Source organism: Arthrobacter sp. Z5-13, from assembly GCF_056499105.1.
In genome coordinates, this window is sequence record NZ_CP096460.1 from 1,119,763 (window position 1) to 1,144,927 (window position 25,165).

Genomic DNA, 25,165 nt, shown 5'->3' on the forward strand with positions numbered 1-25,165 from the left:
AAGAGCGGATCAGGGTGAGTAAAATTGACTCTAGGCCGGCGACGGCGAGGGTCTGCAGGTGAACCCGTGTGCGCCTGAGGTCTTACCAGCCCGCCGCCGGTCCTGACTTGCGTCAGCAGCCGTGAACCACGGTGCAGAGAGAAGGTGGCGTCGCATTGCGGCAGGTTCGGGACATTCCGGACGCTCCATCCCGGCTGCTTTTCCATAGGCAGGAAGACCCCCATGGCCCTGTCGGATGAGGAACGCGCCCGCCTAGAAAAGCTCGAACAGGAACTCGCCGCATCCGATCCTGACCTGTACCGGAAACTGCAATCGGGAGTCCCAAGCAGCAGAACCGCCTCACAGCGCGTCTACGGAGTCCTGACCATATTGGCCGGAATCGCAGTGATCATCGCAGGTATCGTCACGGAGATCACGATCATCGGGACCCTTGGCTTCATGCTGACGGTTGCAGGCGCCTACTGGTTCCTCTATGGACTCCCCAAACGAACCAGGGCGGGAGGGCCGCCCCCGTGATGGTGGGCTATTGCGTCAAGCTGCGCGCATCATGGTGCGGCGTGGCGGCCCACCCACTCGACAAGGGGGCGCAGCTGTTCCCAAAGCCCGGCGATTTCATCCGAGGCCGCAGGAGTAGCCAGCCAGCCAGGCTGCCCCAGGTCAACTCCTGCAGTAAGCGTCTTGTGTTTGAGCAGGTCGGCGCGGGGATGGGCGGAACCGAAGCCGCGGGGTACGGTCTTTAGCTTTTCACCATCAACGGCGAACCCGGAGGTGCCGAGGGCTTCCACGATGTGCTGCAGCGACTCACCCGTTGCCGAGGCGTCCACGGCGTTCCGGTAGCGTGCGAGTTGGGCAGGGGAGTGGGAGTGGTAGCCGCCGCCAACAAGAAGGCCATCAGCCGCCACTTGAAGGTAGTACCCCACACCCTCCTGATAGGACGCGAACGCTCCTTGGGCCGTTTTGTACGGCGACTTGTCCTGCGAGAACCGGATGTCCCGGTTGGGCCTGAAGATCTTGGCGGGACCGAAGCGTGGCTCCAGCGCGGCGAGCAACGCCGTCAATGGTTTTTTGACGTCCTTCTCATACCTGGCCTTGTTCTGCAGCCACCAGTCGCGGTTGTTGTCTTCTTCCAGTTCCGCGTAGAAGCCGAACGCCGTCGGGGGAATTCCTTCAAAAGAGTCCATGTACGGATGGTAGGCAGTCATCGATGGAGCGGGCCATACTCTCCGGAGGCTATGTGGAAAACAGAAACGCCCCGCCGCGGAGAAATCCGCGACGGGGCGTTCAGCAATGCTTGGATCAGAACATCAGCCGATCTTGTTGGCAGCTTCTGCCTCGGAATTGCCAGCTCCAGCGGCAACGCCTGCACCAAGGTTGGCGCGGAGTTTCGCACCAAGCTCGGCGTCAACGTTGGTCCAGTACTGGATGGCGCGTTCCTTGATGCCCGGGCTCTTGACGCCGCCCACAGCACCGGTGATGGTCTCGAGCAGGCGGGCCTTGGCGCCGTCGTCGTAAACCTCGCGGTACAACGCTCCAGCCTGGACGAAATCGCTGTCCTCAGCGTGCAGGGAGTGCGCGGCAAGGGTCAGCTCGCCGTCGTTCTCCCAGCCACCGGCCGGGCTCTGCGGCTCAACCGCAGCCGGGCCGCCTACCGAGTTCGGTGCGTAAACGGGAACGGAAGGGGCGTTGAAGTGGTAACGTCCCGCGCCGTCCTGGCTGTAGTTGTTGACCTGGTTCTTCGGCTGGTTCACCGGGATCTGGGCGTGGTTGGTGCCCACGCGGTAGCGGTGTGCGTCCGCGTAGGAGAAGATGCGGGCCTGCAGCATCTTGTCCGGGGAAGCGGCAATGCCGGGAACGAAGTTCGACGGCGCAAACGTGGCCTGCTCGATCTGCGCGAAGTAGTTCTCCGGGTTCCGGTTCAACTCCATGGTGCCCACCTTGATCAGCGGGTAGTCAGCGTGCGGCCACACCTTGGTGAGGTCGAACGGGTTGAAGCGGTAGGTCTTGGCGTCCTCGTACGGCATAACCTGCACGTGCAGGTCCCATGACGGGAAGTTGCCGGCAGCAATGTTTTCCTGCAGGTCGCGGATGTAGAAGTCGGCGTCTGAACCGGCCAGTTGCTCGGCCTGGTCCCCGCCCATGCTCTTGACGCCCTGGTTGGACTTGAAGTGGTACTTGACCCAGAAGCGCTCGCCTTCAGCGTTGATCCACTGATAGGTGTGCGAGCCGTAGCCCTGCATTTCACGCCAGGATGCCGGGAGGCCGCGGTCGCCCATGAGCCAGGTGACCTGGTGTGCCGATTCCGGGGAGAGGGTCCAGAAGTCCCACTGCATGTCTGCGTCACGCAGGTGGGTACCCGGGAGGCGCTTCTGGGAGTGGATGAAGTCCGGGAACTTGATGCCGTCGCGGATGAAGAAGACGGGGGTGTTGTTACCGACGAGGTCGTAGTTACCCTCGGAGGTGTAGAACTTGACGGCGAAGCCGCGGGGGTCGCGCCAGGTGTCAGGGGAGCCATTCTCGCCCGCAACCGAGGAGAAGCGGATGAGCATCTCGGTCTCAACGCCCGGCTGCAGGAAAGCAGCCTTGGTGTAGGCCGAGACGTCCTCGGTGGTGGTGAACGTACCGAAAGCGCCGCCACCCTTGGCATGCACTACACGCTCCGGCACGCGCTCGCGGTTGAACTGCGCGAGCTTTTCGATCAGGTAGTGATCGGTGAGGATGATTGCGCCGTCAGCACCGACGGAGCGGGAATGGGCATCTGAAGTGACAGGGGCCCCTGATTGGGTGGTGGATACGGGGATTGGCGCAACACTGTTCGCGGTCATCGTTCTCCTATTTCTTGGATGGGTACTTATCGAGTTCGGAAGGAAGCTGTTGGGTGCGCTGGCAGTCCTGGCAAATGCCCTGGTACAAAACGTCAGCGATCTGGATGGTCATGCGCCGTCCGCTGTCCTCGCCCCAGTGGGGGGTGAGGCATGGAGCGTGGCCAACCGCGCAATCGACGTCTTCCACCCGTCCGCAGCTGATGCAGATCGCATGGTGGTGGTTGTCAGCCACCCGCGTTTCGTACAGCGCGGGTGAATGGGGAGGTTCAAACCGGCGCAGCATGTTGAGATCGGTGAGATCCCCCAAAACCACGTAGACGGACTGGGCCGTCAGCTCGGGAAGATCATTCCGCGCGGCTGCAAGGATGTTTTCGGCGGGGGAGTGGGGGTGGCGTTCGACGGCGGACAGCACGGCGAGGCGCTGTTTGGTCACCCGGCGCCCGTGGGCACGCAGAGCCTTTGCCCATGCTTCGTGGTCGCCACCGGAATCCCTCATGGCACCATTGAAACACTTATTATGACTGAATCACAATAAGGCTTGGCTAAGTTCAGACGAATCGAGCAATGCAACCAGCGGATTCCTCGACTCGTTGGCCGAGCGACCCAGCACATGTACCTCCAGACGGCCGCCGGTAACTGCGGGATCGGGGGCAATGCAGCTAAGGCCACTGACAGTGGGATCCGCGGCTAGTCCTTCCAAAACCTTCGCGAGGGCCAGGATTTCCGCGGGGCGTACGTCTGAGATGGAGGCCAGGGCGCGCTGGACGGTCAACACGCGGTGCCCGCCGTCGATCAGGTAGGCAGGCATGAGGGTAACGACGTCGGGGGGTATGGTGCCGTTGTCACCGGCCGGCGGGCCACCATCCAGATCATCCTCAGCAAGCATCATTTCTGCGTCGAACGCCGCCGCAGCCCGGAGGGCGTCACGGAGAGCGAGATCAATTTCCAGGAGTTCGGCTTCGCCCAAAGGCGTCCGGCGATGAGCGGGGAGTGCCAGCACAGAACCAGGGGTGACCGGTTCCGCGTCCCAGCGTCCGAAGAGATGGAACGTAGGGGTGGAGGACTCAGCGACCGGCTCGCCCACAGCTGCCCCCAGAGCATGCCATTGATAGGCAAACATCAGGGTGGAGTGGGTCACACCCAGGACCTGCGCGAGTGCAGCAAGAGCGGCTCTGTGGCAGCGGAGCCAGTCTGAGGCCGAGCGCTCGTCAAGGGCAGTGGCGGGATTACTGAGCCTGACCAGCAAGTGACCTGCGGTCAGTGGCGTTCGAGGGCGGGCTACTTCCCAGACCGCCGATCCCCACAACAGCCGTCTGGCCAATCCCATGTGCGCTCCTTTCCCAGCTGACCATATCAAGCGCGAATCAAGCCGAGTCTCCGCCCCGGGAGTTGCGGGCCCGTGGCGGCACTAAACTTTTGAGTGAAGGTTGGGTTCTGCTGTTGGCTGGCGTGCTGTGCATCGCGGTGGCACGGATCGTCGCGCAGTTGCAGTCAGGACGGTTGTCAGCGGGAGGCGAAGTGCACAAACATTACAACGGATTGAAGACCGCGGCCCTTTTCGGGGTGCTGTGGGCTGTGCTGCTCGGACTTGGTGCCTTGATTGCCGCCAGCATGCGCAGCACCACACCTATCTGGATCATGGCCTTAATCGGTGTCGGCACCACGGCCTATGGCTACTGGAACAGCGACAAAATCGCGCTCACGTCCATGCAGGCGTACCCTGTTTCCGAGGCCCAGGCGCCCCAGCTGTATCAGATTGTCCGGGAGCTTTCGGTGCAGGCCAAGCAGCCCATGCCCCGCATCTACCTTTCACCAACCATGGCTCCCAACGCCTTCGCCACAGGGCGGAATCCGCGGAATGCGGCGGTGTGCTGCACAGAGGGAATCCTGCAGATCCTCAATGCCCGGGAGCTGCGCGGCGTCCTGGGGCACGAGCTGATGCATGTCTACAACCGGGACATCCTCACGTCCTCGGTAGCAGCCGCCGTCGCGGGCGTGATTACCTCGGTGGGGCAGATGCTCGTGTTCATGGGCGGAGACCGGCGAAACTCCAACCCCATCGCCATGCTGGCCATGGCTTTGCTGGCGCCGTTCGCAGCTTCTATGATCCAGCTGGCCATCTCCCGCACCAGGGAGTACGACGCCGACGAGGACGGTTCAGCGCTGACCGGGGATCCGCTGGCGCTTGCCTCTGCCCTGCGAAAGATTGAGCAGGGCGTTCAGCTCACCCCGCTGCCGCCGGACCAGCGGCTGGTCAATGCATCCCACCTCATGATCGCCAATCCGTTCCGAGGCGGCGTTATGAACAAGATGTTCGCCACGCACCCTCCCATGCGGGAGCGGATTGCCAGGCTGGAGCAGATGGCGGGTCGGCCGCTCAGGTGACGGATCCTGACCGGTCCGCTCGTTCTCAGATGCCGCGGCCGAACCGGCGGGCCGCGGCCAGCACCCGGTCGGGGCTGGCCAGGCCGCTGGCCACCACCAAAGCGGCATAGCCCTGCCTCGCGCGGCGCGATTTGCGCAACGCGCGCAGCGCCCACTTCACCGCTGAGGCGCGATTGCCCAACGCCGCATGGGAGAAGGCGATCTGACCCTCGATCCGCGCCAAACCGACCGGATCCTGCCGGAACTCCGGAACCCGGTCGAGCAGGTAGTGCAGGGCGTCGTTGATGGTCTGCCAGCGGCTGGCGAAGAACGACGAGTCGTGCAGGTAGACCCGCGACTGGGGCTCCTCCACGCACACGATGGGGCCCAGCCGGGCGGCTCGCAGCAGCAGTTCATAGTCCTCGGCGTAGCTGCCCGGCAACTGCTCGTCGACCAGGCCGATAGTGCTTAGCAGCTCGGCGCGCGGAATCAGGTAGGTAGAGGCGTTGGCCTCAAGGTGCCGGTCGTGAATCATGTCGGAGAACGTCAGAGCCGGCAGTTCGGCCTGCCGTGGGATGTCCTTGCCCCGGTAATGGTAGAGGAAACCCGAAGCCGCCGCGCTGGCTTCGGGATGCTTGCGAAGCAGGTCGACCTGGGCGCGCAGCTTGCCGGGCAGCCACTCGTCATCGTCGTCGCAGGAGCCCACCAGCTCGCCCGTGGCGGCGAGGTAGCCGGTATTGCGGTTGCCTGCAAGTCCCGAAGTCCGATTGTTCACAAGCACCTGCACCGTCCGGCCGTCCCGCAGCCGGACTTCTGGCATTACGGGCTCGGTGCCGTCAAAGACCACCAGGCACTCGATGTCGCCCGGGTAGTCCTGATCGATTACCGATTGGACGGCGCGGATCAGCAACTGCGGCCGGTCCATGGTGGGGATTACCGCGGTAACCAGCGGCCACACCGTCGCATCGTCCAGCCAGCCGGAATTGGGAGTCACTGCCATCGGCACAGCCTATCTCAATGCACCACAATGTCAGCCGATAACCTGATGTCAAAAGTTAGAATTCAGAATTCGGAATTCAGGCTTCAGAATTCCGGGAAAGCTGGCGGGCTTACCCCCGGAGTCGGTTTGGAATTGCAGCTAAAGAACCGGCAGACCGGAGCAGTGTATTAGCTGCGGAAATTCACAAACTGGAGGTCGGCCTCGTCGAAGTCCTTCAGCAGTGCCATGGTCTCCTGCAGGTCGTCGCGGGACTTGGAGGTCACGCGGAGCTCGTCGCCCTGGATCTGTGATTTGACCGACTTCGGAGCCTCGTCGCGGATCAGCTTGTTGATTTTCTTGGCGAGGTCCTGGGCGATGCCCTCCTTGATGGTCGCTTCCAGGCGGAACTCCTTGCCTGAAGCGTAGGGCTCGCCGGTGTCCAGGGACTTCAGGGAAATCCCGCGGCGGATGAGCTTTGACTGCAACACGTCCAAAACCGCGAGCACACGCTCTTCTGAGTTTGCCTTCATAAGGAGCTTCTCGCCGCTGAAATCGACTTCGGCGCCTACACCTTTGAAGTCGTAACGCTGGGCCAGTTCTTTCTGGGCCTGGTGCAGGGCGTTTGCAACCTCCTGCTTGTCTACTTTGCTAACGACGTCGAATGTGGATTCGCCTGCCATGACTCTCCTCCTGCTGTTGGTCCGGTGCCTCAATAACGGCCGGGATGTCTGGAATCCAGCCTAGTACGGATGGGCCGGAAGTGAAGTCGGCGGAAGGTTCGCCGGAAGCACCGTTTCACAGTTCACTCATAGCTGACCCCCGGGAGGAACCAAGCGTGCCCGGCCAGAGTTGTAGCTGTTGGAAGTGTCACCCCGAAAGGAAAGACCATGCCGCACAAGGCCGTCCGCTACGTCCTCCGTTCTACCTCCTCAGCCGCAGGAACCATCGCATCGGCCGCCGGCTCCGTGGCCGCTGCAGCCTTGGCGGCTTCGATCATTCTCAGCCCCACCGCCGCGGCCTCAGCCCGGATGGACGGAGTGCATACGGATTTGTTGCGGGCAGTCCAGCTGAACCAGATCACTGAAGAGCAGGCCGCACGATTCGAAGCAAAGCTGGCGGGCCGGATACTCGGAGAAGCCTGATTTTCCGGGCTTTTTAGCCCGTCCCGGCGCCGATTCGATTCTTAGGCGGAAGTTCTGTAAAGTTGTCTTGCCCGCGGTCACCGGAAGCAGAACGGACTGGAAACAGCCCCTCTGGCATGGAGAACGCGAGTGATCTTCTTTTGAAGTTCGGCAGATTACCCGAGCGGCCAAAGGGGGCTGACTGTAAATCAGCTGGCAACGCCTACGGGGGTTCGAATCCCTCATCTGCCACCCTCCCGAATTCTAGGGAATTTAGACCCGTTCGGATCTCTTCGGAGGTCCGGGCGGGTCTTTTTTATTGCTCGGTGATCACGGTTGTGAGCACAGCCCGTGGTCTTGGACACGATGTCCTTCTCGACGTACGCGCAGGTTCCTGGACCTGCCGGTTCTGGTCTAATTTCGACCGGGAATGCCCCCACCCTCTTCCAGGGTGGGGGCATTCCTTTGACGCTCGCTGGTGACCCTGTTCGTGGTCGTCAGCGGACTCAAAAGGGGGGTCGAGTCCCCCGGGACAAACCTGCCTTTAGCGTCCGAATGACGGACTTGTCCCTGCCATCATGCCTACTTGGTAGTCCTTGCCACCCAACGATCCTGTGCTCATGAGGCTTCCGGTGTTTGCGTGGAAAGCTACCTGGTAACCCCCGTTCGCTTGAGCCGAGACGGCTGGGCTTGTGCCCGCCATCATGCCTTGCCTGTGGTCCATCCCCCCGGCTGACCCCACTGTCATCAGTGATCCGGTGTTGGCCTGCACGGCGGCAACCCATCCGCCGTTGGTCAGGGTTGTGATGCTGGGGCTGGAGCCTTTCATCATGCCTAGACCCCAGTCCTTGGACCCGAAGTGGCCTACAGTGATCAGGCTGCCGGTGTTGGCTTGGACTGCGGCCTGGTAGTTGTTCCCGACGGTTGTTATCGCGGGACTTGTTCCTGCCATCATGCCGATGCGCCAGTCCTTCTTACCATCGTCGGCGATGGTCCACAGCGATCCGGTGTTAGCTTGCATGGCCACCGCAACATTCCCATTCGCCAGTGTTGCGATTGATGGGGATGTCCCGCGCATCATGCCCAATTCCCTGTTGATCATGCCTTCGGGGCCAATGGTCCACAGCGATCCGGTGTTGGCCTGAGCAGCGACCCTGTATCCTCCGCTGGGGATGGCGGCGATGCTGGGGCTTGTTCCGGCCATCATTCCGAATTGGTGGTCTTTGACTCCGTCAGGTCCGATTGTCCAGAGGGACCCTGTGTTGGCTTGGAAGGCGTAGACCTGTTGCCCGTTGGAAAGTTTTGCTACTGCCGGGCTGGTGCCTTTCATCATGCCGAAGCCCATAGGTGTGCCGCCGGAGGAAGTAGCTTTCCACAGTTCGCCCGTGTTGGCTTGGACCGCGATGGTGTCGGATAGCTGTGTGGCGACGGTGTTGGTGTTTTGGCTGGTAACCCACATGCCGGTGCTGAAGCCACCAGGATACTCAACCGAACCGATCTTGCCGACAGATTTGTACGAGTCGCAGTAGACGGTGTCCCAGTGGAGGTGTTCCCCGGAACTGGGATGGTTCCAACCAGCGCTGGTTAGACCGGTGCTGCCAACGGTTCCGATGTGCTGGGCCCGGGACACTGACTGCCCCACTGATACAGCCGAGGTAGCGAGGTGGTTGTATTGGGTACAGAAGTTATTGCCGTGATCGATCAGGACGTGAAGTCCGTTCTCTTCATACGGATACCCGAGATTAGCCGAGCGGCGGACGACGCCGCCCGCGGAAGCGATCACAGGCGAGTTGCGTGCCAGACCGAAGTCAACTGCCCAGTAGCCAACCTCGCCCAAAGTGCCGTGGGGGCTTTGAGTCACGCTGGTCCCCACGCCGGCGGGGAAGGGAAGATAGAGGCTTGGTGCTGCCTGGGCGGGCGATACGACTGCGAGTCCAACGCTGGCGGTCAGTATGAGCGCACCCAGCGTCCCCCCCAATATTTTCTTTATCAAGTTCTGTCCTTCTCAAGTATCCAACGGAGGACTTGAACGCCCCCCAAAGAGAGGCTAGGTGGCCAAAACCTTAATTTCGCTATGGAATGGATTTATTTCCGCATGACACTTCGGAAGGCTCCAGGTGCGCTAGGTTTAGAGATTTGTCGAGTCCAAGCGCAAATAAATCGGCGTTGCTTGGCAGGTTATTGCCCCAAGGGAAATACTTCGATTCGAGGACGACGCCTACGGCATCAGTGGAGGAAGTGCCGGAACATCCAAGAACCCTGGAGCCCATATTTGAACCGCAATAATCGACAGGTTGACCAGGGCGAAGACGATCATCCCAGCGATCCAAACCCGATAGCTTCGGAACTTGGCGAGGCCATGCTCGGCAGGGGGCGCTCCATGACCTACCAGCCAATCAGGAATCCTGTATTTGCCGTTGCTGTAGAAGTACTCTCGGTTACTGAGGTGATCAATCTCCAGCCGCTTCTCCAACGCATGCAGATGAGCCCTGTCTAACAAATTGAGGAACCGATGCTTCGCCATGAGCTGCATTGACAGCAGCGCCACTACAAGGCCAAGGGCGGCAGAAAGGTAAGTGGCGAAAGCACTCGACGTAGGGTTCAGGGCGATGGTCAAAAGAAAGGCCTGGGCTGTGAGGGCGATGGTCGGGGTCTGCCAAAGCATGGCATCCTGTTCCAGCTCGCGCTGCAAAAGCATCTCGTAAGTGAACAGGTTCCTGGCATTCTTACTAGCCCACCGGCCCGAAACCTTACTGGAACGCGAAACGCGGGGCCGTCTGAAGATCATGATGCTAACTCTAATCGTGCCTATGAAGGCTCCTCGTCAGATCGCTACGTCAGCTGGTGTCCGCAAGACGCGATAGCCGGGAACCGAAGAACCGACGGGCACCTTGACGGCTAAGCCACAGCCGGCACAACGGATGGGTTCATTGGAAAGGCCTCCGGAACCAGCAGGATCCGAAGGCCTTTCGGTTGCCGGCTGCAATCACTGGAGGGTGGGTGCGCAACCGGACAGTTGTGTGGCACTGCGCTAATTCAGAGCGATCAACAGCATCTGGTTTGTGCCGGGAATGCAGGTCTGCAGGATGGCCCGCGGGAATCCTCCGAACACTGCGATGACGTCATTGGTAGTGCCGGGATTGGGAACCTGGCCGCGTGCTGTCACCGTATAGGTTCCATACCCGCCCAGGCTTACGGTTTCACCGAGTCCTATCCCTGAAAAACGTGCCCAGCCGCCACAGTAATCGTGTTCCGTGATGAAGAGCGAGTAGCCATCGTTGGGTGTGTAGTGAATCGGCCCGATGCAGCTGTCTACGAGGGCCTGGCCACCGGCCCCTGCAACATGGATGGTCCGCACTGCGGGCGCCGGTGGGGGTGCCGGTGCGGCAACTGGCGGTGCCGAGGCAGCAACGGGAGCCGCAGGCGCAGGCTCTGGAGCCGGGACGGGCTGCGGCGCGGCGACGGGCTCCGGTACCGGTGGGGGAGCGGGCGGCTCCGGCGCAGGTTCCACAGCAATCGGTTCAGCGGGTGCAGGTGCCGCAACCGGCGCCTCCACAGGGAGCTCGGCCGCAAGGGAATCCGCCGGTCGGGCGCTTCCCGCCGCTGGGGCAGAGCCTTCCTGGTCAGCATTCCGGACGACCCCGACGTCGGCAGCCTGAGCGGGCTCCATCTGGGCAGTAGCGCTGGAGTCGCCGTCGAAGGTGAACAGCGAAGCAGTGAGAACGACGGCGAGAATGGAGCCCGCAATCCCTCCGGCTTTGAGCTTGTTGCCCGCTCCAAAGCGCGGGGCGGCTTGGCTGGCTGCCTTGACGTCGGCGAAGCGTTCGTCATGTTCATTTTCCACTGGTTCACCCCCATCAAACTGAGGGATTGCCGGTCGGAAATCCCTAGGGCGGTAGTTCCTTGTAAGTACGCCAGACGAGGTAAGGCGCGAAGCAGTACAAGGAGCTATCGATGAGACAAATCCGATAAATGCTGTTATTTATCGGCCCTAGGAATACCGAGTCTATGAATCGGGTGATACAGGGCGCACGAGTAGCGAATACTCGAATTTTCCGGCCAATTACTTAGGCCGAGGCTGCGTACTTAAGCGTGGTACGGGCAAAACGGCTTCGGGCATTGGGGCATGAAATCAAAAGCACGCAATATCCACTGGCGCTAAATGCTCTTTTCACTCCGCAGCGCCTCAATTTCGCGGCGTAATGCCGCAACTTCTTGCAGCAGGTCGTTCACTTCGTCAAGCACGGGGGCGTCCGCTGCTTCTGCTGCGGCCTCTGCTGCTGCTTCAGTTCCCTCTTCGATGCGCTGGACCAGCCAGGAAGCGATGGAAGCTGTGACCACGCCGAGCACAGCAATACCGCTCATCATCAACGCTGCGGCGACAATCCGTCCGATGGCCGTAACAGGGTACATGTCCCCATAACCAACCGTGGTGATGGTGGTGATGGCCCACCACAGGGCATCGCCAAATGTGACGATCTTCGCTTCAGGAGCTGATTGCTCCACGTCGAGTACCGCAAGGGCTCCCACAAACACAAGGAGCGCGGCCGATCCCGCCACGTACGTGACCACGCGGCCCCGCAGAGTCTCACCGATTGTCCTGTGGAGCACGGAAAGCAAGGTGACCAATCGGAGCAGTCGCAGTGGGCGGAAAAACGGAAGGGCCACGATGAGCAGCTCATGAAGATTGCGGACAAACCAGCGGAGGCGGTCTTCGGCAAGCCAAAGGTTAGTGACGTAGTCGAGGGCGAATATCGCCCAGGTGATCCACATGACAACCTCAAGGACATCGGCGTCGCGGCCTTCGATGGCGCCGATCACCTGCCAGGCATAGGCCGTGAGGAAAATCAGCGCCGTCCCCATAAGGGGCCATTCGGCGAGGTTGCGGTAGCGTTCCTGGGTCATAGTGGCATCATAGGGCGGCAGCTCCCCAATGCCTTGAAAAGCAGCGCTTGGCCAATAAGTTACCGACCGGTAACATTTAGATTATGCACCTATTGCTTCGTACGCTGCTCGTCTTGTTCTCTTCGTCCCGGCGATCGCGCCTGAGCGTTTGGGAGACGTCATCGTTGCCTCTGCGGGTTCTTCCCACCGACATAGACATCGCCCTGCACGTCAACAACGGCATGTATTTTTCCCTGATGGATCTTGGCCGCTTTGACCTGATGGCGCGGAGCGGTACCTGGAAAAAGATGCGCAAGCGCGGTTGGTCGCCGGTGGCGGCGGGGGAAACCATTGCCTTCCGCAAGTCGCTCCAGCTTTGGCAGCGTTACACCATCGAGTCCAGGATCATCGGACTGGATGCAAAGGCCATTTACTTCGAGCAGCGCATGGTGGCGGACGGCGAGATTTATGCCAGGGCCTATATCGCCACCCGGCTCGTCAGTAGAGGAGGCCCGGTCAGCCAGGAGGAAATCCTGAAGGAGTTCGGAGAGCCGCCAGCCGGGCTTGAGCTCCCGGAGTGGATCCACGAGTGGCGTGAGACCAACGCTTTGCCCGGCGCGCGGCGCCCTGCCCCACACGCCTGGGTGTAAGTTCCTTGCCAAGTGAGTGCCGGCGTTGCGCATGTCCATCCCTGGCTGAGCCGTCAGCGAACCGACGGGACAACGGGAGCGGGCTCGCGTACCGTGGAGGAATGGCTACCGTAGACATAACAGGTGAACAGTTCGCATCTACCATCGAGGACAACGACATTGTACTGGTGGACTTTTGGGCCGAATGGTGCGGCCCTTGCCGTCAGTTCGCGCCCAGATATTCTGCTGTCTCCGAGAAGCACCAGGACGTCGTTTTTGCCAAGGTGGACACCGAAGCTGAACAGCAGCTGGCTGCTGAGGCAGGCATTACGTCCATCCCCACTCTGATGGCGTTCCGCGAAAAGGTGCTCGTCTTTTCCCAGCCCGGCGCCCTGAACGAACAACAGCTTGAACAGGTTGTCGATGCTGTCAAAGCCCTGGATATGGAAGAAGTCCACGCCCACGTAGCGCGCTCACGGGCAGAGGCTTCCGCCGCTTCCGCAGGACCCCAGGATGGCTCCCAGATTCCCGAGGCCTAGTTTCCGGAGGCCTGGTTTTCCCGCACAGGCTGGGCGGCCCTTAGAGCCGTTCCCACTTGACTGGCTCGGCCAGCAACGCGCTCAGCCGCTCGTTGAGATCCTGGACCGCAACGCCCTTTGAATGCTTTTCCAGGGCATCTTCCGACGCCCAGCGCTCGGTCATCACCAGCCTGTCCTCCGAGGCCTCCGTCAGTTCATAGCCGATACAGCCTGGTTCGTTGACCACCTCGTCAATGGCAATTTCCAGGGCGAGCTTCACACGAAAGAACTCCCCGTCGTTGGGGATGAACGTGGTCTTCAAGTCAATGGGTTCAGTCATGCGCTTCACAATACCGGGCACCGGAACGTCGAAAGAATCGTTTAGTAGGACTCCCTAGTAGTTGCCCTTCTCATGAAGCCGGGGACGCTGTAGCGTGCCACCATGCGCGCTTACACAGCCGGGGACACTGACGTCCCGTTGCTCGAGGAGACCATCGGTCAGAACCTTGAGCGGATGGTGGCCGATTTTCCTTTCCACGATGCGCTGATTGAAGCGGCACCCGTTGCCGGCGAAGACGCCCGCCGGTGGAGTTACACGAAATTCAACGACGACGTCGACCGGCTTGCGAGGGCGTTGCTGGCCGTGGGAATCGACAAGGGGGACAGGGTTGGGATCTGGAGTCCCAATTGTGCCGAATGGACCATCCTGCAATACGCCACGGCCAAGGCAGGAGCCATCCTGGTCAACGTCAATCCGGCGTACCGCAGCTATGAACTCGAATTTGTGGTGAATCAAAACTCCATGCGAATGCTGGTGGCTGCGCCCTCGGACCGCAACAGCCAATACGTGGGAATGGCCCGCGAGGCCCTGGCCGCCTGCCCCGACCTTCAGCAACTGGTCTTCCTGCCTGAGTCCGGGGCGGAGGGGCTCGACGCCGGAGTCCCGGAACACGACACCGAGCTGACTTACGCCGAGCTGCTCAAGCGGGCGGACGACGTCGGGCATTCCGGTCTGAAGGCCCGGATGGCTGAACTCGACCCGCACGATCCCATCAACCTCCAGTACACGTCAGGAACCACCGGGTTTCCCAAAGGCGCGACGCTGACGCACCACAACATCCTGAACAACGGCTACGCGATCGGCGAGCTGCTGGGCTATACGGAACATGACCGTGTGGTGATTCCGGTGCCGTTCTATCACTGCTTCGGCATGGTGATCGGCAACCTCAATGCCCTCAGCCACGGAGCTGCCACCATCATTCCGAGCCGCGGATTCAACCCGGCGGCTGCCCTCGAAGCGGTCCAGGACTTCGGCGGAACCTCCCTGTACGGCGTGCCCACCATGTTCATCGCCGAACTCGCCCTGCCGGATTTTGCGTCCTACGATCTCTCAACGCTGCGCACCGGCGTAATGGCAGGATCCACCTGTCCCGTCGACGTGATGAACCGGGTCATTGCAGACATGAACATGAAGGACGTGGCCATTTGCTACGGGATGACCGAGACGTCTCCCGTCTCCACAATGAGCCGGCGGGGAGACACGTTGGAACACCGCACCCAAACGGTGGGCAGGACCATGCCGCAGCTTGAAAGCCAAATCGTCGACTCAGGTACCGGTGAGGTGCTGGAGCGCGGCCAGATCGGGGAACTGTGCACCCGGGGCTACGCGGTGATGCAGGGCTACTGGAACCAGCCGGAAAAGACGTCCGAGGCCATCGATGCGGACGGCTGGATGCACACGGGCGATCTCGCCTGGATGGACGATGACGGCTACGTGGTGATCGAGGGACGGATCAAGGACATGGTGATCCGCGGCGGCGAGAACATTTACCCGCGGGAGATCGAGGAGTTCCTCTTCGCGCACCCGGCGATCCAGGACGTCCAGGTGATAGGGGTCCCGGATGCGAGGTACGGTGAGGAACTGATGGCCTGCATCATCCAGGAGCCAGGAACGGAACCCTTGGACGCCGACGCCGTGGCTGACTTCTGCCGGGGACGCCTGGCCCACTACAAAATTCCCCGCTACGTGGATGTCCGTGAGAGCTTCCCGATGAACGTCTCAGGCAAGGTCCGGAAAGTGGAGATGCGGCAGGAAGCAGTTGCCAGGCTGGGGCTCTGACTGGTTCTAGCCGGCGATCCGCGCCAGGGCACCCGATCACCCGGGTGGCGCTCATTCCGGGTGTGTGACGAGGTCGAAGAGGACTTCCTTGTCGCAGATGGAGGTGATTTTGATGGTGTAGCCGTTGTGGGAAGCCTGGGAGCCGATCTGCAGGCCATTGAAGTAGACCGGAGCAGGATCAGGAGCATCTGCTGTCAGCGACAAGTCGGCGGTGGGTGTGGGCGCTTTGGCCTTGGTGCTCGCCAGTCCCACCCGGGGCGTGAACTCCTCGCCCTGGGGCGATAGAGGGAGCAGGGGCGTCGATCCGTGGACTGAAAAGACAATCCGGTAGGCGCCGGATTTAGTGCAACTGGCGGTCATGGTTGTCTCCTGTGAAGTAGCGACCTGCGGTTCTGTGGACGTCCCGGCACCGCATCCGGCTGCGCCTAGCATCAGGGTTGCAAGGGCTGCGCACTCGAAAAACCTGTGCCCATTTGGCGTCACTTCATTACCGTCGCGTTTGAATAGTTTTCTGCAAACTCCTGCGGTGTCACCTTCAGGACCGGATGATGGGAACCCCAAGGGTTTTGCAACAGCAAATTTCCATCTGCGTCCAAGCCGGCAACAAAATAGGCGTGACCGGCATTGTATCCGTCAGGTGCCCCTTCCGGCTTGTCGCCGAGAGTGGTCACCAGTGCGGGACGCCCGTCCTTGGCGGCATCCCAAAGGACACCAGCGTCATGCGTCAAGTCCACGTCCGGCCCCGCGAGGTATTGGAAAGCATCCGGGCCCCGGTTTCCTTCAATGGCCCGGTAGTTGCCTGGCGGGTGGGTAACGTCAGGAGGGGCCCCTTCGTTTGTAGGGTCCATGCTGTCGTCTTCCGTGTAGACCTGGGCCAGTGCCTTCTCGACGTACGCCGGCCAGTTTCCGCCGAGTCCCGCGCGCGCACCCAACTGACCGCCTTGGTCGTTTACGGGTAGGTCCGTCGTCACTGTAATCCATTGCTCCTGACCGCTCTTGTCGAACAACAGCACGGAAACCGTTCCGTTGCCGTTATCCGTGACATGGTCTCGGGCCCAGCCAGAATCCGCGTTGACCATGGCGCCGGCAGCTGCCAGGACCACGCAGTCCCCGTATTGGCCCTGCCGGATGTCGTCCGTGCTCGGCTGCCGCCCGATGACCGGGTGCCTTGGTTCCATCCACTGATTGGTGCTGCTCGGGTCGGCACCGCCAGGTTTGGCGGAGTCGCCCATCGCTTCGCCATTCGGCTGCGCCCAGGGAATCAGGCCTTTGAGCCGGTCCACCTGTTCCGGGGAGGCCTTGGACAGCAACTGGTCGAGGAGTTGGTGTTTCTCGAACGGTGTTGTTCCCTCCCAGTTGAAGAGTCCTTTGCCGTCGGAGGCGGAACCTTCGGCCAGCTTTTTCAGCTCGTCGTCCGATAACGTCTTCAGCAATTGGTCCAGCTGGGCAGGCTTCAGGTCGGCAAGGGCATCGCGGAGCTCATTGACGTCCTTGTCGTTGCCCTCAAAGGTGTCATTGGTGGTTCCGGCGTCCCTGACGAGGCCTCTGAGCTTCTCCAGTTCGTCGGTGGTGAGGTCTGGCTGACCCCGGTCCGGATGGCGTGCAACGGAAGAATCTTCGCGGTCCGGCAGCTTGCCCGCCACGCCTCCTGCTGCGGTGGCCGCACCGCCGGAGGTGCGGACTTGTCCGGAGGCACCGCCTCCATCGACGCTGCTTGCCTTCTCCTGCTCGTCCGCGTGCATGGCTGCGGTGTTTCCGGCGCCTACGAGAGCCTGGATGACCTTCGTCAGCAGAGCGCTGTGCGTGGCGTTCCATTCACCGCGGAACCGCTCGGCGTCGGATCCCTTCCAGGACGTGGAGTTGTTCACGTCCCGTGACAGCGCAGTCCGGGCGGACAGAAGGCGGGCCGATGAAGCGTTCAACTGCTTGCTCAGCGCGCGGAGCTGGGCCACGTCCGCCCCGTAAATCCCTGCCAATGTTCCCCCAATATCCAGTTCCAGCTTCCGGAAGTCTATGCCACGGGGGCCGGGTACGGGATGGGCAGAACTTCCCCCGGGGAATCAGCGGATGTTCCGGTTGATAGCCTTCACACCAATAACGAGCCCGACGGCGGCCGTCACCGAGGCGGCGAAAAGGCCGACGAGGGTGTCGGCTCCCATATTGCCGGGGAACAGTTCGCGCTCGGCATTGACGAGGTAGGTCAGCGGGTTGAACAGGCTGGCTGTTTTCATCCAGTCAGGCCCAGCCTCGATAGGGAGCATGATGCCGGAAAGGATCATGAGCGGGAACAACAGTGTCTGCTGCACAGCCCAGAAGATCCATTCCTTGCTCTGGGATACGAGGGCCTGAGCGTAGGACAGGGCACCAAGTCCGATTCCAAAGATCCCCAGGATGACCAGCCCGAAAAGCACGTTCCTTCAGCAGCGCCGGCGCCAGCCGGGCGCCTTCCGGGAGCCGCAGGCGGAAGCGGACGACGCCGTCGGACGCGTTTTCCTGCAGCTCGCCGCCCGCGGCGGCACGGCCCAACAGCCCCCTGACATCCGGGGCCGAACCTGCCGCAACCTCAACCGCCAGCAGATCCCCGGCGAGATTCGCCTTCAAGCGGGCAGCGGTGTCGTCGGCAATAATCTGTCCGTGGACTATGACGATGACGCGCTCGGACATCATGTCGGCCTCGTCCATGTAGTGGGTGGTGAGCACGATGGTGGTGCCGTACTCGGCCCGCATCCTCGTAATGTGCTCCCAGAGGTTAGCCCGGTTCTGCGGATCCATGCCGGTGGACGGCTCATCCAGGAACAGCAGCCGCGGCGAGTGCATCAGCCCCAGCGCCACATCCATCCTTCGCCGCTGGCCGCCGGACAACTTGATCACGGTGCGCTTGGCGAGATCAGTGAGATCCAGGGACGCCAGCAGTTCCTCCGTCCGTGTCTTGGCGTCACGGTGTTCATCCCGTAAAAGCGGCCCTGCATAATCAGTTCGTCGATCACCCGGAAGCTGTGCCCGCCGCCGTTGCCCTGCCCGATGTACCCGATCCGTGCCCGCACTCCGGCGGGATCCGAGACGACGTTCTCGCCCGCCACGATCGCCGTGCCGGAGGTGGGTCTCAAAAGGGTGGTGAGCATCCGCAGAGTGGTGGACTTGCCCGCACCATTCGGGCCCAGGAAGGCGAGCAGCTCGCCCGGGGAAACATCGATGTTGACGCCCTTGACCTCCTCTACGGTTTCCTTCTTGAAGACGAAATTCTTGCTGATTTTGTGTCCGTGTGGATCATGGCTGACTTCAGAGGATGAGTGCTGGTGCTCTGCTGCCGGTGCTCTGGTTCCGGGCTTCCGGGACTCTCTGGAGTCACGCTGTACCTATCCCGCGAGGCCGTCCACGGGCATCAGGACAGCTTCCGTCCGCTGACCTCTGGAAGCACAATCATGAGGGGCAGCTCAATGGTTTCGGTGGTCCTGAATGGTCATCCGGGGTCCGAACGTGGGTTTGCGGAAGCCGCTCAGCCCGATCATCCTGACTACACGCTGGCGGTGGCCCTTCCACGGTGCGAGCAGGTCCAGCATGCCGGCGTCGTCCATTCTCCGGCCTGTCAGAGCCGCGCCGACGTAGGCCGCGAGGTGGTAATCGCCCACCGCGATGGAATCCGGGCACCCGTGCGTGCGCTGCACTACCTCAGCGGCGGTCCACACCCCGATTCCAGGGATGGTCTGCATCTTCTGGGCTGCCTCCACAGCCGGCAAACCGGCAAGGCGTTCAAGCGCGACGGCGGAGCGCAGCGCCCGCATGACGGTGGCGGATCGTTGGGGTCCCACTCCCGCCTTGTGCCACTCCCAGGATGGAATGCGCAACCATGCCTCAGCGGTGGGTGCCACCAGGAGTCCGGCGGGGGCAAAGGTGCCGGCACCGGGGGCAGGGGTGCCGTGCCGGTACATGAGGTAGCGGTAGCCGCGGCGGGCCTCGATGACAGTGACCTTCTGCTCCAAAATAGTAGGCACCAGGGAATCGATGATCCGACGGGTGGAAGGCAAACGCACGGCTTTGTTCCGGCGTCGGGCTTCAACCACCAGCGGAGGAAGCGTGGCATGGAAGGCCGGTTCATCAAAACCGGACCAGTCATCTCCGGCCCCGAGCAGAGCCGGGACTCCTTCCACGGCTGCAGTGCAGCCGGGACCCCAGGCGGCAGCCTCGATCACGGTGCCTGGACCGGAAGTCCGGGGTGAGAGGCGCAGCGTGGCCGGACCGTCCGGCGTCGTAAAGGCCATCCAATATCCATCACGCCGGATGCTGGCGGCAGGGTCTGAGTTCCCGCGGAGAAGGATGCCGAGTGTTTGGAGGAGGTCGTAGTCCCCATCCGGTGACCACTGGGCCGAGGCGTCGGCGGACACTGTCCCGGCGGCAGCGGCGGTCCCCGCGAGAAAGGCCGGCGCGTCGGCAAACGTGGACACGTGCGCCAAGCCTGTGTATGGAGGAGCGGGGGTCACATGACTATGCTCCCACGCCCTGCCGACAGGATTGCGGACGGGTCGGCTGAAGGCAGAACGTGGGCCGCTCAGCCCGCCTGCCGCGGGATCCAACGTTCCCCGAGTTCCGCGCCGGTGGGAGGAGGGGCGGAAAGACTGCCGGCCTCAGGATTCGCCCGAAGCCCGTCCATCAGGATGTCCAGGTACCGCTGGCGAAGGGCAGCAGTCCGCGCCTCGTCCTGAAAGCGGATTGCCGTGAGCTGTTCAAAAATCATGGGAATGTCATTGGAATCTACCCCGGCACGCAAGGCCCCAGCCTCGGCAGCCTTGTCAAAAATCGTCTGCGCCATCAGTGCCGCCCGCGTCGAAAGTTCGCCAAGCTCAGGGGTGGGGGTGAAGGTTCCTGCGAGGTTGACCGTCAGGGCGTGCACGTCTGCATCAACGATGCCTCGAACAAACTCTTTCAGCGCCGTATAAGGGTCCGGCCGTCCGTCCGAGTGCCGCTCCGCGATAGAGATGAACGTGTGAAGGCCGTCAGCACACATCTTCTGGAGGAGCTGTTCCTTGCCCGGATACCGCCGGTAGAGCGCTGAAATACCGACGCCGGCCTTTTTTGCTACCGCGGAAACAGGAGCCTGCGGGTCGTGAAGGAAGACGCTCCGGGCGGCGGCCAGGATGGTGTGATCGTTCCGGGCGGCTTCTGCCCGCCGGCCGCTAAGCCCTGGCGTGGTCTGGGCCAGGGGTGGGGAGGGCTCCGATGAAATTCTCATAAATTCCAGAATACCACTTGAACGGAACGCTTTGTTCCGTTACAGTTGCAGCAACGGAACAAAGCATTCCGTTTCGGAAGCCAGAAAGATCCTGCCAAGGAGAACGCCATGGAAATGGAAGCAACCCGCCCGGAAATGGCGCCCCAACATGACAACTACATTCACCCGTTCAAGGTAAACGTTCCCCAGTCTGAGCTTGACGATCTCCACACCAGGCTGGACAGAACACTCTGGGCGGACGAGCTCCCCGGCTCCGGCGCAGACTATGGAGTTCCGGTTGCCCGCGTTCAGCACCTCCTGGCCCATTGGCGCAAGACCTTCGACTGGCGCGGCTTCGAGGCGCGGCTGAACAGCTATCCCCAGTTCACCACCGAGATCGACGGCCAGAATATCCACTTCCTCCACGTCAGGAGCGGCAAAACGGATGCAACGGGGCTCATCCTTACCCACGGCTGGCCAGGTTCGATTCTTGAATACCTGGACATCATCGACCCCCTCGTGGCGGCGGGCTATGACGTTGTGGTTCCATCCACTCCGGGTTTTGGCTTCTCAGGGCCCACAAAGGAACGGGGATGGGACCAATACCGCGTTGCCAGGGCCTGGGTTGAACTGATGGGCCGGCTCGGATACGAACGGTACGGAGCCGTTGGAAACGACGCCGGCTCCATCATCTCCCCGGAGGTGGGGCGCCTCGATCCCGCGCATGTCATCGGTGTGCACGTCACTCAGCTCTTTTCCTTCCCCAGCGGAGATCCCGCCGAATTTGCCGATCTGACTCCCGAGGAGGCGGCCGCGATCGAGCACCTGAAGTGGTTCTGGGAGAACATGGGTGCTTTCAACCAGTTGCAATCCCAGTCACCGCAGACGCTCGCTCACGCACTGGCTGACTCACCGGCAGGCCTTCTCGGCTGGAACAGCCAACTCCTTGGCGAAGATCTGGATGACGATTTCGTTGTGGCCAACGTCGCCATCTACTGGTTTACGCGGACCATGGCTTCGTCCGTACGGTTCTACTACGAGATGGCCAAGACGCAGGAACACCCGGAAGGACCAACCACGGTGCCCATTGCCCTGGCCGCTGGCGGCAGGGACTTCCAGTCGATCCGGCGCTTCGCTCAGCGGGACCACAGCAACATTGCCGCCTGGACCGTCTACCCGGAACACGGCCACCACGCAGCCCACGAGTCGCCGCAGGCCCTGGCCGAAGACATCCACACCTTCTACAGCAAAGTGGCTGTGCCGGCCGCAAAATAGCTGATCACCAGGAGGGGCGGGGGCCCGCGAACAGGGCCCTCCCACCGCTTACCTGGAAAGGGCCCCGAGACTAGAATTTGCCTGTGGCGCGGACCGCCCGTGCCAGGCCTTTTCGAATTGTCAGGTGAATCACATGGCTGGAAAAGTTGTGCATTTCGAAATCCCCACCGAGAACCAGGACCGTGCCCGGGACTTCTATAGTTCCGCCTTCGGCTGGGACATCAGTCCGGTGCCGGATATGGACTACAACATGGTGATGACAACCCCCTCCGATGAACAGGGCCTGCCAAAAGAACCAGGCTCCATCAACGGCGGAATGTTCAAGAAGGAGGGGGAGCTCACGGTCCCCGTCATCACCGTGGATGTGGAAGATATCGACGCCTCCCTGGCCAAAATAGCGGACCTTGGCGGGACAGTGGTTTCCCCCAAGCAGCCCGTAATGGACATGGGCTTTGCGGCGTACTTCCGGGACAGCGAAGGGAATCTGATGGGGCTGTGGCAGAACGCCTCGCCGAGTGAACAGAGCGCAGCTGCGGAGCAGCGGCCGGCCGGCTAGGGATCAGAGCCGGGCCCGGCAGAGGGAGGTGTGGCCGACCAAGGCCACGCGCGGGACTAGCGGTAACTTTGTACCTATGAAGTATGCCCAGTCCATCCTGGACCTCATCGGCAACACCCCGCTGATCAAACTGAACCACGTCACCGAAGGCATCAGGGCTACCGTCCTGGTCAAACTCGAGTACCTGAACCCCGGCGGCTCCATCAAGGACCGCATCGCGGCGAAGATGATTGAGGATGCCGAGCGCAGCGGCAAGCTCAAGCCTGGCGGAACCATCGTGGAACCAACCTCCGGGAACACCGGAGTCGGACTGGCACTCGTAGCCCAGCAAAAGGGCTACAAGTGCATTTTCGTGGTGCCGGACAAGGTGGGAGAGGATAAGCGCGCAGTCCTCCAGGCCTACGGTGCGGAGGTTGTAGTCACTCCCACCGCCGTCGCGCCTGACAGCCCACAGAGCTACTACAGCGTCTCTGACCGGCTCGTGTCCGAGATCCCCGGCGCCTACAAGCCGGACCAGTTCTCCAATCCGGCAGCCCCGGGCAGCCACTACCTGACCACCGGACCGGAGATCTGGCAGGACACGGACGGCAAGGTCACGCATGTGGTGATCGGCGCCGGAACCGGGGGCACCATCACGGGCACCGGGCGGTATCTCAAGGAGGTTTCGGCTGACCGTCCCGAGTCCGACGGCGGCCAGGTCAGGATCATCGGAGCGGACCCCGCCGGCTCGGTCTACTCAGGCGGAACCGGCCGGCCATACTTCGTCGAGGGCGTGGGCGAGGACATGTGGCCCGCCAACTACGACAAAGCCGTCCCCGATAACGTCATAGCTGTCACCGACGGGGACTCCTTTGCCATGACCAGGCGCCTGGCCCGGGAGGAAGGTCTCCTGGTGGGAGGATCATCGGGTATGGCCGTGGTCGCGGCGCTGAAGACTGCCCGGGAGCTGCCGGAGAGCGCTGTAGTGGTGGTCATCCTGCCGGACTCGGGCCGCGGTTACCTCGCCAAGATCTTCAACGACCAGTGGATGCGCTCCTACGGCTTCCTGTCCGGCGGGGAAGAAACCTCAGTGGGAGAGGTGCTCAAATCCAAAACGGGGGAGCTGCCTGACCTGGTGCACATCCACCCGAATGAGAGCGTCCGCGACGTCATCAACATCATGAACGAGTTCGGCGTCAGCCATATCCCCGTCCTGTCGCAGGAGCCACCGGTGGTCATGGGTGAGGTGCTGGGCGCCGTCGATGAACGCTCGCTGACTGCCAAATTATTCCGCGGGGAAGCCAAGCTGACGGACAAGATCGCCGAGCACATGGGGGACAAGCTGCCCGTCATCGGCTCGCTCGAAACCATTTCCGCCGCCCGCGAGCTGCTTTCCGACGTCGATACCGTGATGGTGACGTTCGTCGGGGCACCGGTGGGAATCCTCACCCGCCACGACCTTCTGGCCTACCTCAGCCACTGACCGCCTCCCCACTCAGCAACGATACAAGGAGCATCATGCCCGTCCCAGAATCCGCCGGCTTCAACACCCGCGCCGTCCACGCCGGCCAGGCCTTCGAACCCCGCACCGGCGCCGTGGTTCCACCGCTGCACTTCAGCTCCACCTACGCTCAGGACGGGATCGGCGGGCTCCGGGACGGTTATGAATACGGCCGCGGCGCCAACCCCACCCGCGATTCCCTCCAGGAGCAGCTTGCTGCCGTTGAAGGTGGCACGGCAGCCTTTTCCTTCGGTTCAGGCCTTGCTGCGGAAGACTCCCTCATCCGGGCTCTTACCCGGCCAGGTGACCACATTGTGCTCGGCAATGACGCCTACGGGGGCACGTACCGCCTGATCAACGGCATCCTGGGCGACTGGGGTATCGGGAACACACCTGTAGACATGGCCAACCTCGATTCCGTGAGGGAGGCTGTTACGGGCAACAGAACAAGGTTTGTCTGGGTTGAAACGCCCTCCAACCCACTCATGAAGATCACCGACATGGCTGCGCTCGCCGACATAGCGCACGACGCCGGGGCCCTCCTCGTGGTGGACAACACCTTCGCGTCCCCCTACCTGCAGAACCCGCTCGCCTTCGGTGCCGACGTCGTGGTTCACTCCACCACCAAATACATCGGCGGCCACTCGGATGTGGTGGGCGGTGCCCTGGTGGTCAAGGATCAGGAGCTGGCTGAGAAGATCGGCTTTGTGCAGTTCGCCGTCGGAGCCGTTTCCGGTCCGATGGACGCCTTCCTGACCACCCGCGGGCTTAAGACCCTGGGCGTGCGTATGGACCGTCACAGCGAGAACGCCCAGGCAGTGGCGGAATGGCTGCTGGAACGCCCCGAGGTGGAGGCCGTGCTGTACCCGGGCCTGCCGTCACACCCGGGACACGAACTCGCCCGGAAACAGATGAAAAAGTTCGGCGGGATGGTCTCTGTGCAGTTCAAGGAAGGAGAGGCCGCGGCCAGGAAGGTTGCCGAGTCCACTTCGGTCTTTACCCTGGCGGAGTCCCTTGGCGGGATCGAGTCCCTCATGAACTATCCGGCCGAGATGACCCACGCCTCGGTGAAAGGCACGGAACTGGCTGTTCCCGAGAACCTCATCCGGCTGTCATGCGGCATAGAGGACGTGGAGGATCTGATCGCGGACCTGGATCATGCCTTCTCGTTCATTTCCAACGGCCGGACCGGCGGCTGACCCGGACCGGCGG

26 protein-coding genes, 1 tRNA gene and 2 pseudogenes are annotated in these 25,165 nt (G+C 62.0%); 11 read left to right on the forward strand and 18 right to left on the reverse strand.

What is annotated here, in order from left to right:
- Positions 1–222 precede the first annotated feature (222 nt).
- A complete protein-coding gene (locus M1E02_RS05270; protein WP_479377099.1) occupies positions 223–516 on the forward strand; it encodes a DUF3040 domain-containing protein in 294 nt (97 codons plus the stop codon).
- A gap of 29 nt (positions 517–545) precedes the next feature.
- On the opposite strand, the gene M1E02_RS05275 is transcribed toward M1E02_RS05270, so the two are convergent.
- The 4 genes from M1E02_RS05275 to M1E02_RS05290 form a co-directional block, all read right to left on the reverse strand.
- Positions 546–1,181: a DUF2461 domain-containing protein gene (locus M1E02_RS05275; protein WP_479377100.1), complete on the reverse strand. Its 636-nt coding sequence runs from the start codon at positions 1,179–1,181 to the stop codon at positions 546–548.
- A 123-nt stretch (positions 1,182–1,304) separates the two neighbouring features.
- Entirely contained in the window at positions 1,305–2,822 is a 1,518-nt protein-coding gene (locus M1E02_RS05280; RefSeq protein WP_479377101.1) for a catalase, read from the reverse strand.
- 7 nt (positions 2,823–2,829) lie between these two features.
- Positions 2,830–3,318 carry a Fur family transcriptional regulator gene (locus M1E02_RS05285; RefSeq protein ID WP_479377102.1) on the reverse strand — a complete coding sequence of 163 codons (489 nt, stop codon included), beginning with the start codon at positions 3,316–3,318 and terminating at the stop codon, positions 2,830–2,832.
- 30 nt (positions 3,319–3,348) lie between these two features.
- Complete coding sequence (locus M1E02_RS05290) at positions 3,349–4,149, reverse strand: hypothetical protein (RefSeq protein ID WP_479377103.1); 801 nt, start codon at positions 4,147–4,149, stop codon at positions 3,349–3,351.
- Between the two features lie 191 nt (positions 4,150–4,340).
- Here M1E02_RS05290 and htpX point away from each other — a divergent pair, with 191 nt between their 5' ends.
- Positions 4,341–5,207 carry a zinc metalloprotease HtpX gene (gene htpX, locus M1E02_RS05295; protein ID WP_479378072.1) on the forward strand — a complete coding sequence of 289 codons (867 nt, stop codon included), beginning with the start codon at positions 4,341–4,343 and terminating at the stop codon, positions 5,205–5,207.
- Between the two features lie 25 nt (positions 5,208–5,232).
- Here htpX and M1E02_RS05300 read toward each other — a convergent pair whose 3' ends face one another.
- The gene (locus M1E02_RS05300; RefSeq protein WP_479377104.1) at positions 5,233–6,186 is read right to left on the reverse strand and encodes a glycosyltransferase family 2 protein; all 954 of its coding nucleotides are present in this window, start codon (positions 6,184–6,186) and stop codon (positions 5,233–5,235) included.
- A gap of 167 nt (positions 6,187–6,353) precedes the next feature.
- A complete protein-coding gene (locus tag M1E02_RS05305; RefSeq protein WP_458111681.1) occupies positions 6,354–6,845 on the reverse strand; it encodes a YajQ family cyclic di-GMP-binding protein in 492 nt (163 codons plus the stop codon).
- 207 nt (positions 6,846–7,052) lie between these two features.
- Between M1E02_RS05305 and M1E02_RS05310 the strand changes: the two genes are divergently transcribed.
- Together M1E02_RS05310 and M1E02_RS05315 are read left to right on the forward strand one after the other, a co-directional pair.
- The gene (locus tag M1E02_RS05310; RefSeq protein WP_479377105.1) at positions 7,053–7,307 is read left to right on the forward strand and encodes a hypothetical protein; all 255 of its coding nucleotides are present in this window, start codon (positions 7,053–7,055) and stop codon (positions 7,305–7,307) included.
- Between the two features lie 149 nt (positions 7,308–7,456).
- Positions 7,457–7,538: transfer RNA gene (locus M1E02_RS05315), tRNA-Tyr, on the forward strand.
- A gap of 292 nt (positions 7,539–7,830) precedes the next feature.
- On the opposite strand, the gene M1E02_RS05320 is transcribed toward M1E02_RS05315, so the two are convergent.
- From M1E02_RS05320 to M1E02_RS05335, 4 genes are all read right to left on the reverse strand, one after another.
- Positions 7,831–9,279, reverse strand: coding sequence for a M23 family metallopeptidase (locus M1E02_RS05320; RefSeq protein ID WP_479377106.1), 1,449 nt, complete (start codon positions 9,277–9,279; stop codon positions 7,831–7,833).
- Positions 9,280–9,504: 225 nt separating this feature from the next.
- On the reverse strand, positions 9,505–9,984 hold the full coding sequence (locus M1E02_RS05325) for a hypothetical protein (protein ID WP_479377107.1): 480 nt from the start codon (positions 9,982–9,984) through the stop codon (positions 9,505–9,507).
- Between the two features lie 333 nt (positions 9,985–10,317).
- Positions 10,318–11,130 carry a LysM peptidoglycan-binding domain-containing protein gene (locus M1E02_RS05330; protein ID WP_479377108.1) on the reverse strand — a complete coding sequence of 271 codons (813 nt, stop codon included), beginning with the start codon at positions 11,128–11,130 and terminating at the stop codon, positions 10,318–10,320.
- Positions 11,131–11,444: 314 nt separating this feature from the next.
- The gene (locus tag M1E02_RS05335; RefSeq protein ID WP_479377109.1) at positions 11,445–12,191 is read right to left on the reverse strand and encodes a potassium channel family protein; all 747 of its coding nucleotides are present in this window, start codon (positions 12,189–12,191) and stop codon (positions 11,445–11,447) included.
- A gap of 83 nt (positions 12,192–12,274) precedes the next feature.
- Here M1E02_RS05335 and M1E02_RS05340 point away from each other — a divergent pair, with 83 nt between their 5' ends.
- Positions 12,275–12,820 (forward strand): acyl-CoA thioesterase, encoded by a 546-nt coding sequence (locus M1E02_RS05340; RefSeq protein WP_479377110.1) that lies wholly within the window; start codon positions 12,275–12,277, stop codon positions 12,818–12,820.
- Positions 12,821–12,921: 101 nt separating this feature from the next.
- Positions 12,922–13,338 carry a thioredoxin gene (trxA, locus tag M1E02_RS05345; RefSeq protein WP_479377111.1) on the forward strand — a complete coding sequence of 139 codons (417 nt, stop codon included), beginning with the start codon at positions 12,922–12,924 and terminating at the stop codon, positions 13,336–13,338.
- A gap of 40 nt (positions 13,339–13,378) precedes the next feature.
- Here the strand turns inward: trxA and M1E02_RS05350 are convergent, their stop codons facing one another.
- On the reverse strand, positions 13,379–13,657 hold the full coding sequence (locus M1E02_RS05350; protein WP_479377112.1) for a putative quinol monooxygenase: 279 nt from the start codon (positions 13,655–13,657) through the stop codon (positions 13,379–13,381).
- 102 nt (positions 13,658–13,759) lie between these two features.
- On the opposite strand from M1E02_RS05350, the gene M1E02_RS05355 reads away from it, so the two are divergent.
- Positions 13,760–15,436: an AMP-binding protein gene (locus tag M1E02_RS05355; protein ID WP_479377113.1), complete on the forward strand. Its 1,677-nt coding sequence runs from the start codon at positions 13,760–13,762 to the stop codon at positions 15,434–15,436.
- Positions 15,437–15,487: 51 nt separating this feature from the next.
- On the opposite strand, the gene M1E02_RS05360 is transcribed toward M1E02_RS05355, so the two are convergent.
- The 7 genes and pseudogenes from M1E02_RS05360 to M1E02_RS05390 form a co-directional block, all read right to left on the reverse strand.
- Positions 15,488–15,796 carry a hypothetical protein gene (locus tag M1E02_RS05360; RefSeq protein WP_479377114.1) on the reverse strand — a complete coding sequence of 103 codons (309 nt, stop codon included), beginning with the start codon at positions 15,794–15,796 and terminating at the stop codon, positions 15,488–15,490.
- 119 nt (positions 15,797–15,915) lie between these two features.
- Positions 15,916–17,412, reverse strand: a complete 1,497-nt coding sequence (locus M1E02_RS05365) for a C2 family cysteine protease (protein WP_479377115.1) — start codon at positions 17,410–17,412, stop codon at positions 15,916–15,918.
- An 84-nt stretch (positions 17,413–17,496) separates the two neighbouring features.
- Positions 17,497–17,667 (reverse strand): hypothetical protein, encoded by a 171-nt coding sequence (locus tag M1E02_RS05370; protein WP_479378257.1) that lies wholly within the window; start codon positions 17,665–17,667, stop codon positions 17,497–17,499.
- Between the two features lie 6 nt (positions 17,668–17,673).
- Positions 17,674–17,847 (reverse strand): annotated as a pseudogene (locus M1E02_RS05375) (ABC transporter permease); the annotation flags it as partial.
- Position 17,848: 1 nt separating this feature from the next.
- Positions 17,849–18,687 (reverse strand): annotated as a pseudogene (locus M1E02_RS05380) (ATP-binding cassette domain-containing protein); the annotation flags it as partial.
- 183 nt (positions 18,688–18,870) lie between these two features.
- Entirely contained in the window at positions 18,871–19,914 is a 1,044-nt protein-coding gene (locus M1E02_RS05385; protein WP_479377116.1) for a DNA-3-methyladenine glycosylase family protein, read from the reverse strand.
- A gap of 68 nt (positions 19,915–19,982) precedes the next feature.
- Positions 19,983–20,663 (reverse strand): TetR/AcrR family transcriptional regulator, encoded by a 681-nt coding sequence (locus M1E02_RS05390; RefSeq protein WP_479377117.1) that lies wholly within the window; start codon positions 20,661–20,663, stop codon positions 19,983–19,985.
- A 108-nt stretch (positions 20,664–20,771) separates the two neighbouring features.
- Between M1E02_RS05390 and M1E02_RS05395 the strand changes: the two genes are divergently transcribed.
- From M1E02_RS05395 to M1E02_RS05410, 4 genes are all read left to right on the forward strand, one after another.
- Positions 20,772–21,917 carry an epoxide hydrolase family protein gene (locus M1E02_RS05395; protein WP_479377118.1) on the forward strand — a complete coding sequence of 382 codons (1,146 nt, stop codon included), beginning with the start codon at positions 20,772–20,774 and terminating at the stop codon, positions 21,915–21,917.
- Between the two features lie 133 nt (positions 21,918–22,050).
- Positions 22,051–22,473, forward strand: a complete 423-nt coding sequence (locus tag M1E02_RS05400; RefSeq protein ID WP_479377119.1) for a VOC family protein — start codon at positions 22,051–22,053, stop codon at positions 22,471–22,473.
- A 76-nt stretch (positions 22,474–22,549) separates the two neighbouring features.
- The gene (locus M1E02_RS05405; protein ID WP_479377120.1) at positions 22,550–23,935 is read left to right on the forward strand and encodes a cystathionine beta-synthase; all 1,386 of its coding nucleotides are present in this window, start codon (positions 22,550–22,552) and stop codon (positions 23,933–23,935) included.
- A gap of 35 nt (positions 23,936–23,970) precedes the next feature.
- Positions 23,971–25,152, forward strand: a complete 1,182-nt coding sequence (locus M1E02_RS05410) for a cystathionine gamma-synthase (protein ID WP_479377121.1) — start codon at positions 23,971–23,973, stop codon at positions 25,150–25,152.
- The last annotated feature ends 13 nt before the right edge of the window (positions 25,153–25,165 follow it).

What these genes read in the sequence shown, in the direction of transcription:
- M1E02_RS05270 (WP_479377099.1), top strand. Translation starts at nt 223, where the DNA reads ATGGCCCTGTCGGATGAGGAACGCGCCCGCCTAGAAAAGCTCGAACAG.
- M1E02_RS05275 (WP_479377100.1), bottom strand. Translation starts at nt 1,181, where the DNA reads ATGGACTCTTTTGAAGGAATTCCCCCGACGGCGTTCGGCTTCTACGCG.
- M1E02_RS05280 (WP_479377101.1), bottom strand. Translation starts at nt 2,822, where the DNA reads ATGACCGCGAACAGTGTTGCGCCAATCCCCGTATCCACCACCCAATCA.
- M1E02_RS05285 (WP_479377102.1), bottom strand. Translation starts at nt 3,318, where the DNA reads ATGAGGGATTCCGGTGGCGACCACGAAGCATGGGCAAAGGCTCTGCGT.
- M1E02_RS05290 (WP_479377103.1), bottom strand. Translation starts at nt 4,149, where the DNA reads ATGGGATTGGCCAGACGGCTGTTGTGGGGATCGGCGGTCTGGGAAGTA.
- M1E02_RS05300 (WP_479377104.1), bottom strand. Translation starts at nt 6,186, where the DNA reads ATGGCAGTGACTCCCAATTCCGGCTGGCTGGACGATGCGACGGTGTGG.
- M1E02_RS05305 (WP_458111681.1), bottom strand. Translation starts at nt 6,845, where the DNA reads ATGGCAGGCGAATCCACATTCGACGTCGTTAGCAAAGTAGACAAGCAG.
- M1E02_RS05310 (WP_479377105.1), top strand. Translation starts at nt 7,053, where the DNA reads ATGCCGCACAAGGCCGTCCGCTACGTCCTCCGTTCTACCTCCTCAGCC.
- M1E02_RS05325 (WP_479377107.1), bottom strand. Translation starts at nt 9,984, where the DNA reads ATGCTTTTGCAGCGCGAGCTGGAACAGGATGCCATGCTTTGGCAGACC.
- M1E02_RS05335 (WP_479377109.1), bottom strand. Translation starts at nt 12,191, where the DNA reads ATGACCCAGGAACGCTACCGCAACCTCGCCGAATGGCCCCTTATGGGG.
- M1E02_RS05340 (WP_479377110.1), top strand. Translation starts at nt 12,275, where the DNA reads ATGCACCTATTGCTTCGTACGCTGCTCGTCTTGTTCTCTTCGTCCCGG.
- trxA (WP_479377111.1), top strand. Translation starts at nt 12,922, where the DNA reads ATGGCTACCGTAGACATAACAGGTGAACAGTTCGCATCTACCATCGAG.
- M1E02_RS05350 (WP_479377112.1), bottom strand. Translation starts at nt 13,657, where the DNA reads ATGACTGAACCCATTGACTTGAAGACCACGTTCATCCCCAACGACGGG.
- M1E02_RS05355 (WP_479377113.1), top strand. Translation starts at nt 13,760, where the DNA reads ATGCGCGCTTACACAGCCGGGGACACTGACGTCCCGTTGCTCGAGGAG.
- M1E02_RS05360 (WP_479377114.1), bottom strand. Translation starts at nt 15,796, where the DNA reads ATGACCGCCAGTTGCACTAAATCCGGCGCCTACCGGATTGTCTTTTCA.
- M1E02_RS05370 (WP_479378257.1), bottom strand. Translation starts at nt 17,667, where the DNA reads ATGAAAACAGCCAGCCTGTTCAACCCGCTGACCTACCTCGTCAATGCC.
- M1E02_RS05390 (WP_479377117.1), bottom strand. Translation starts at nt 20,663, where the DNA reads ATGAGAATTTCATCGGAGCCCTCCCCACCCCTGGCCCAGACCACGCCA.
- M1E02_RS05395 (WP_479377118.1), top strand. Translation starts at nt 20,772, where the DNA reads ATGGAAATGGAAGCAACCCGCCCGGAAATGGCGCCCCAACATGACAAC.
- M1E02_RS05400 (WP_479377119.1), top strand. Translation starts at nt 22,051, where the DNA reads ATGGCTGGAAAAGTTGTGCATTTCGAAATCCCCACCGAGAACCAGGAC.
- M1E02_RS05405 (WP_479377120.1), top strand. Translation starts at nt 22,550, where the DNA reads ATGAAGTATGCCCAGTCCATCCTGGACCTCATCGGCAACACCCCGCTG.
- M1E02_RS05410 (WP_479377121.1), top strand. Translation starts at nt 23,971, where the DNA reads ATGCCCGTCCCAGAATCCGCCGGCTTCAACACCCGCGCCGTCCACGCC.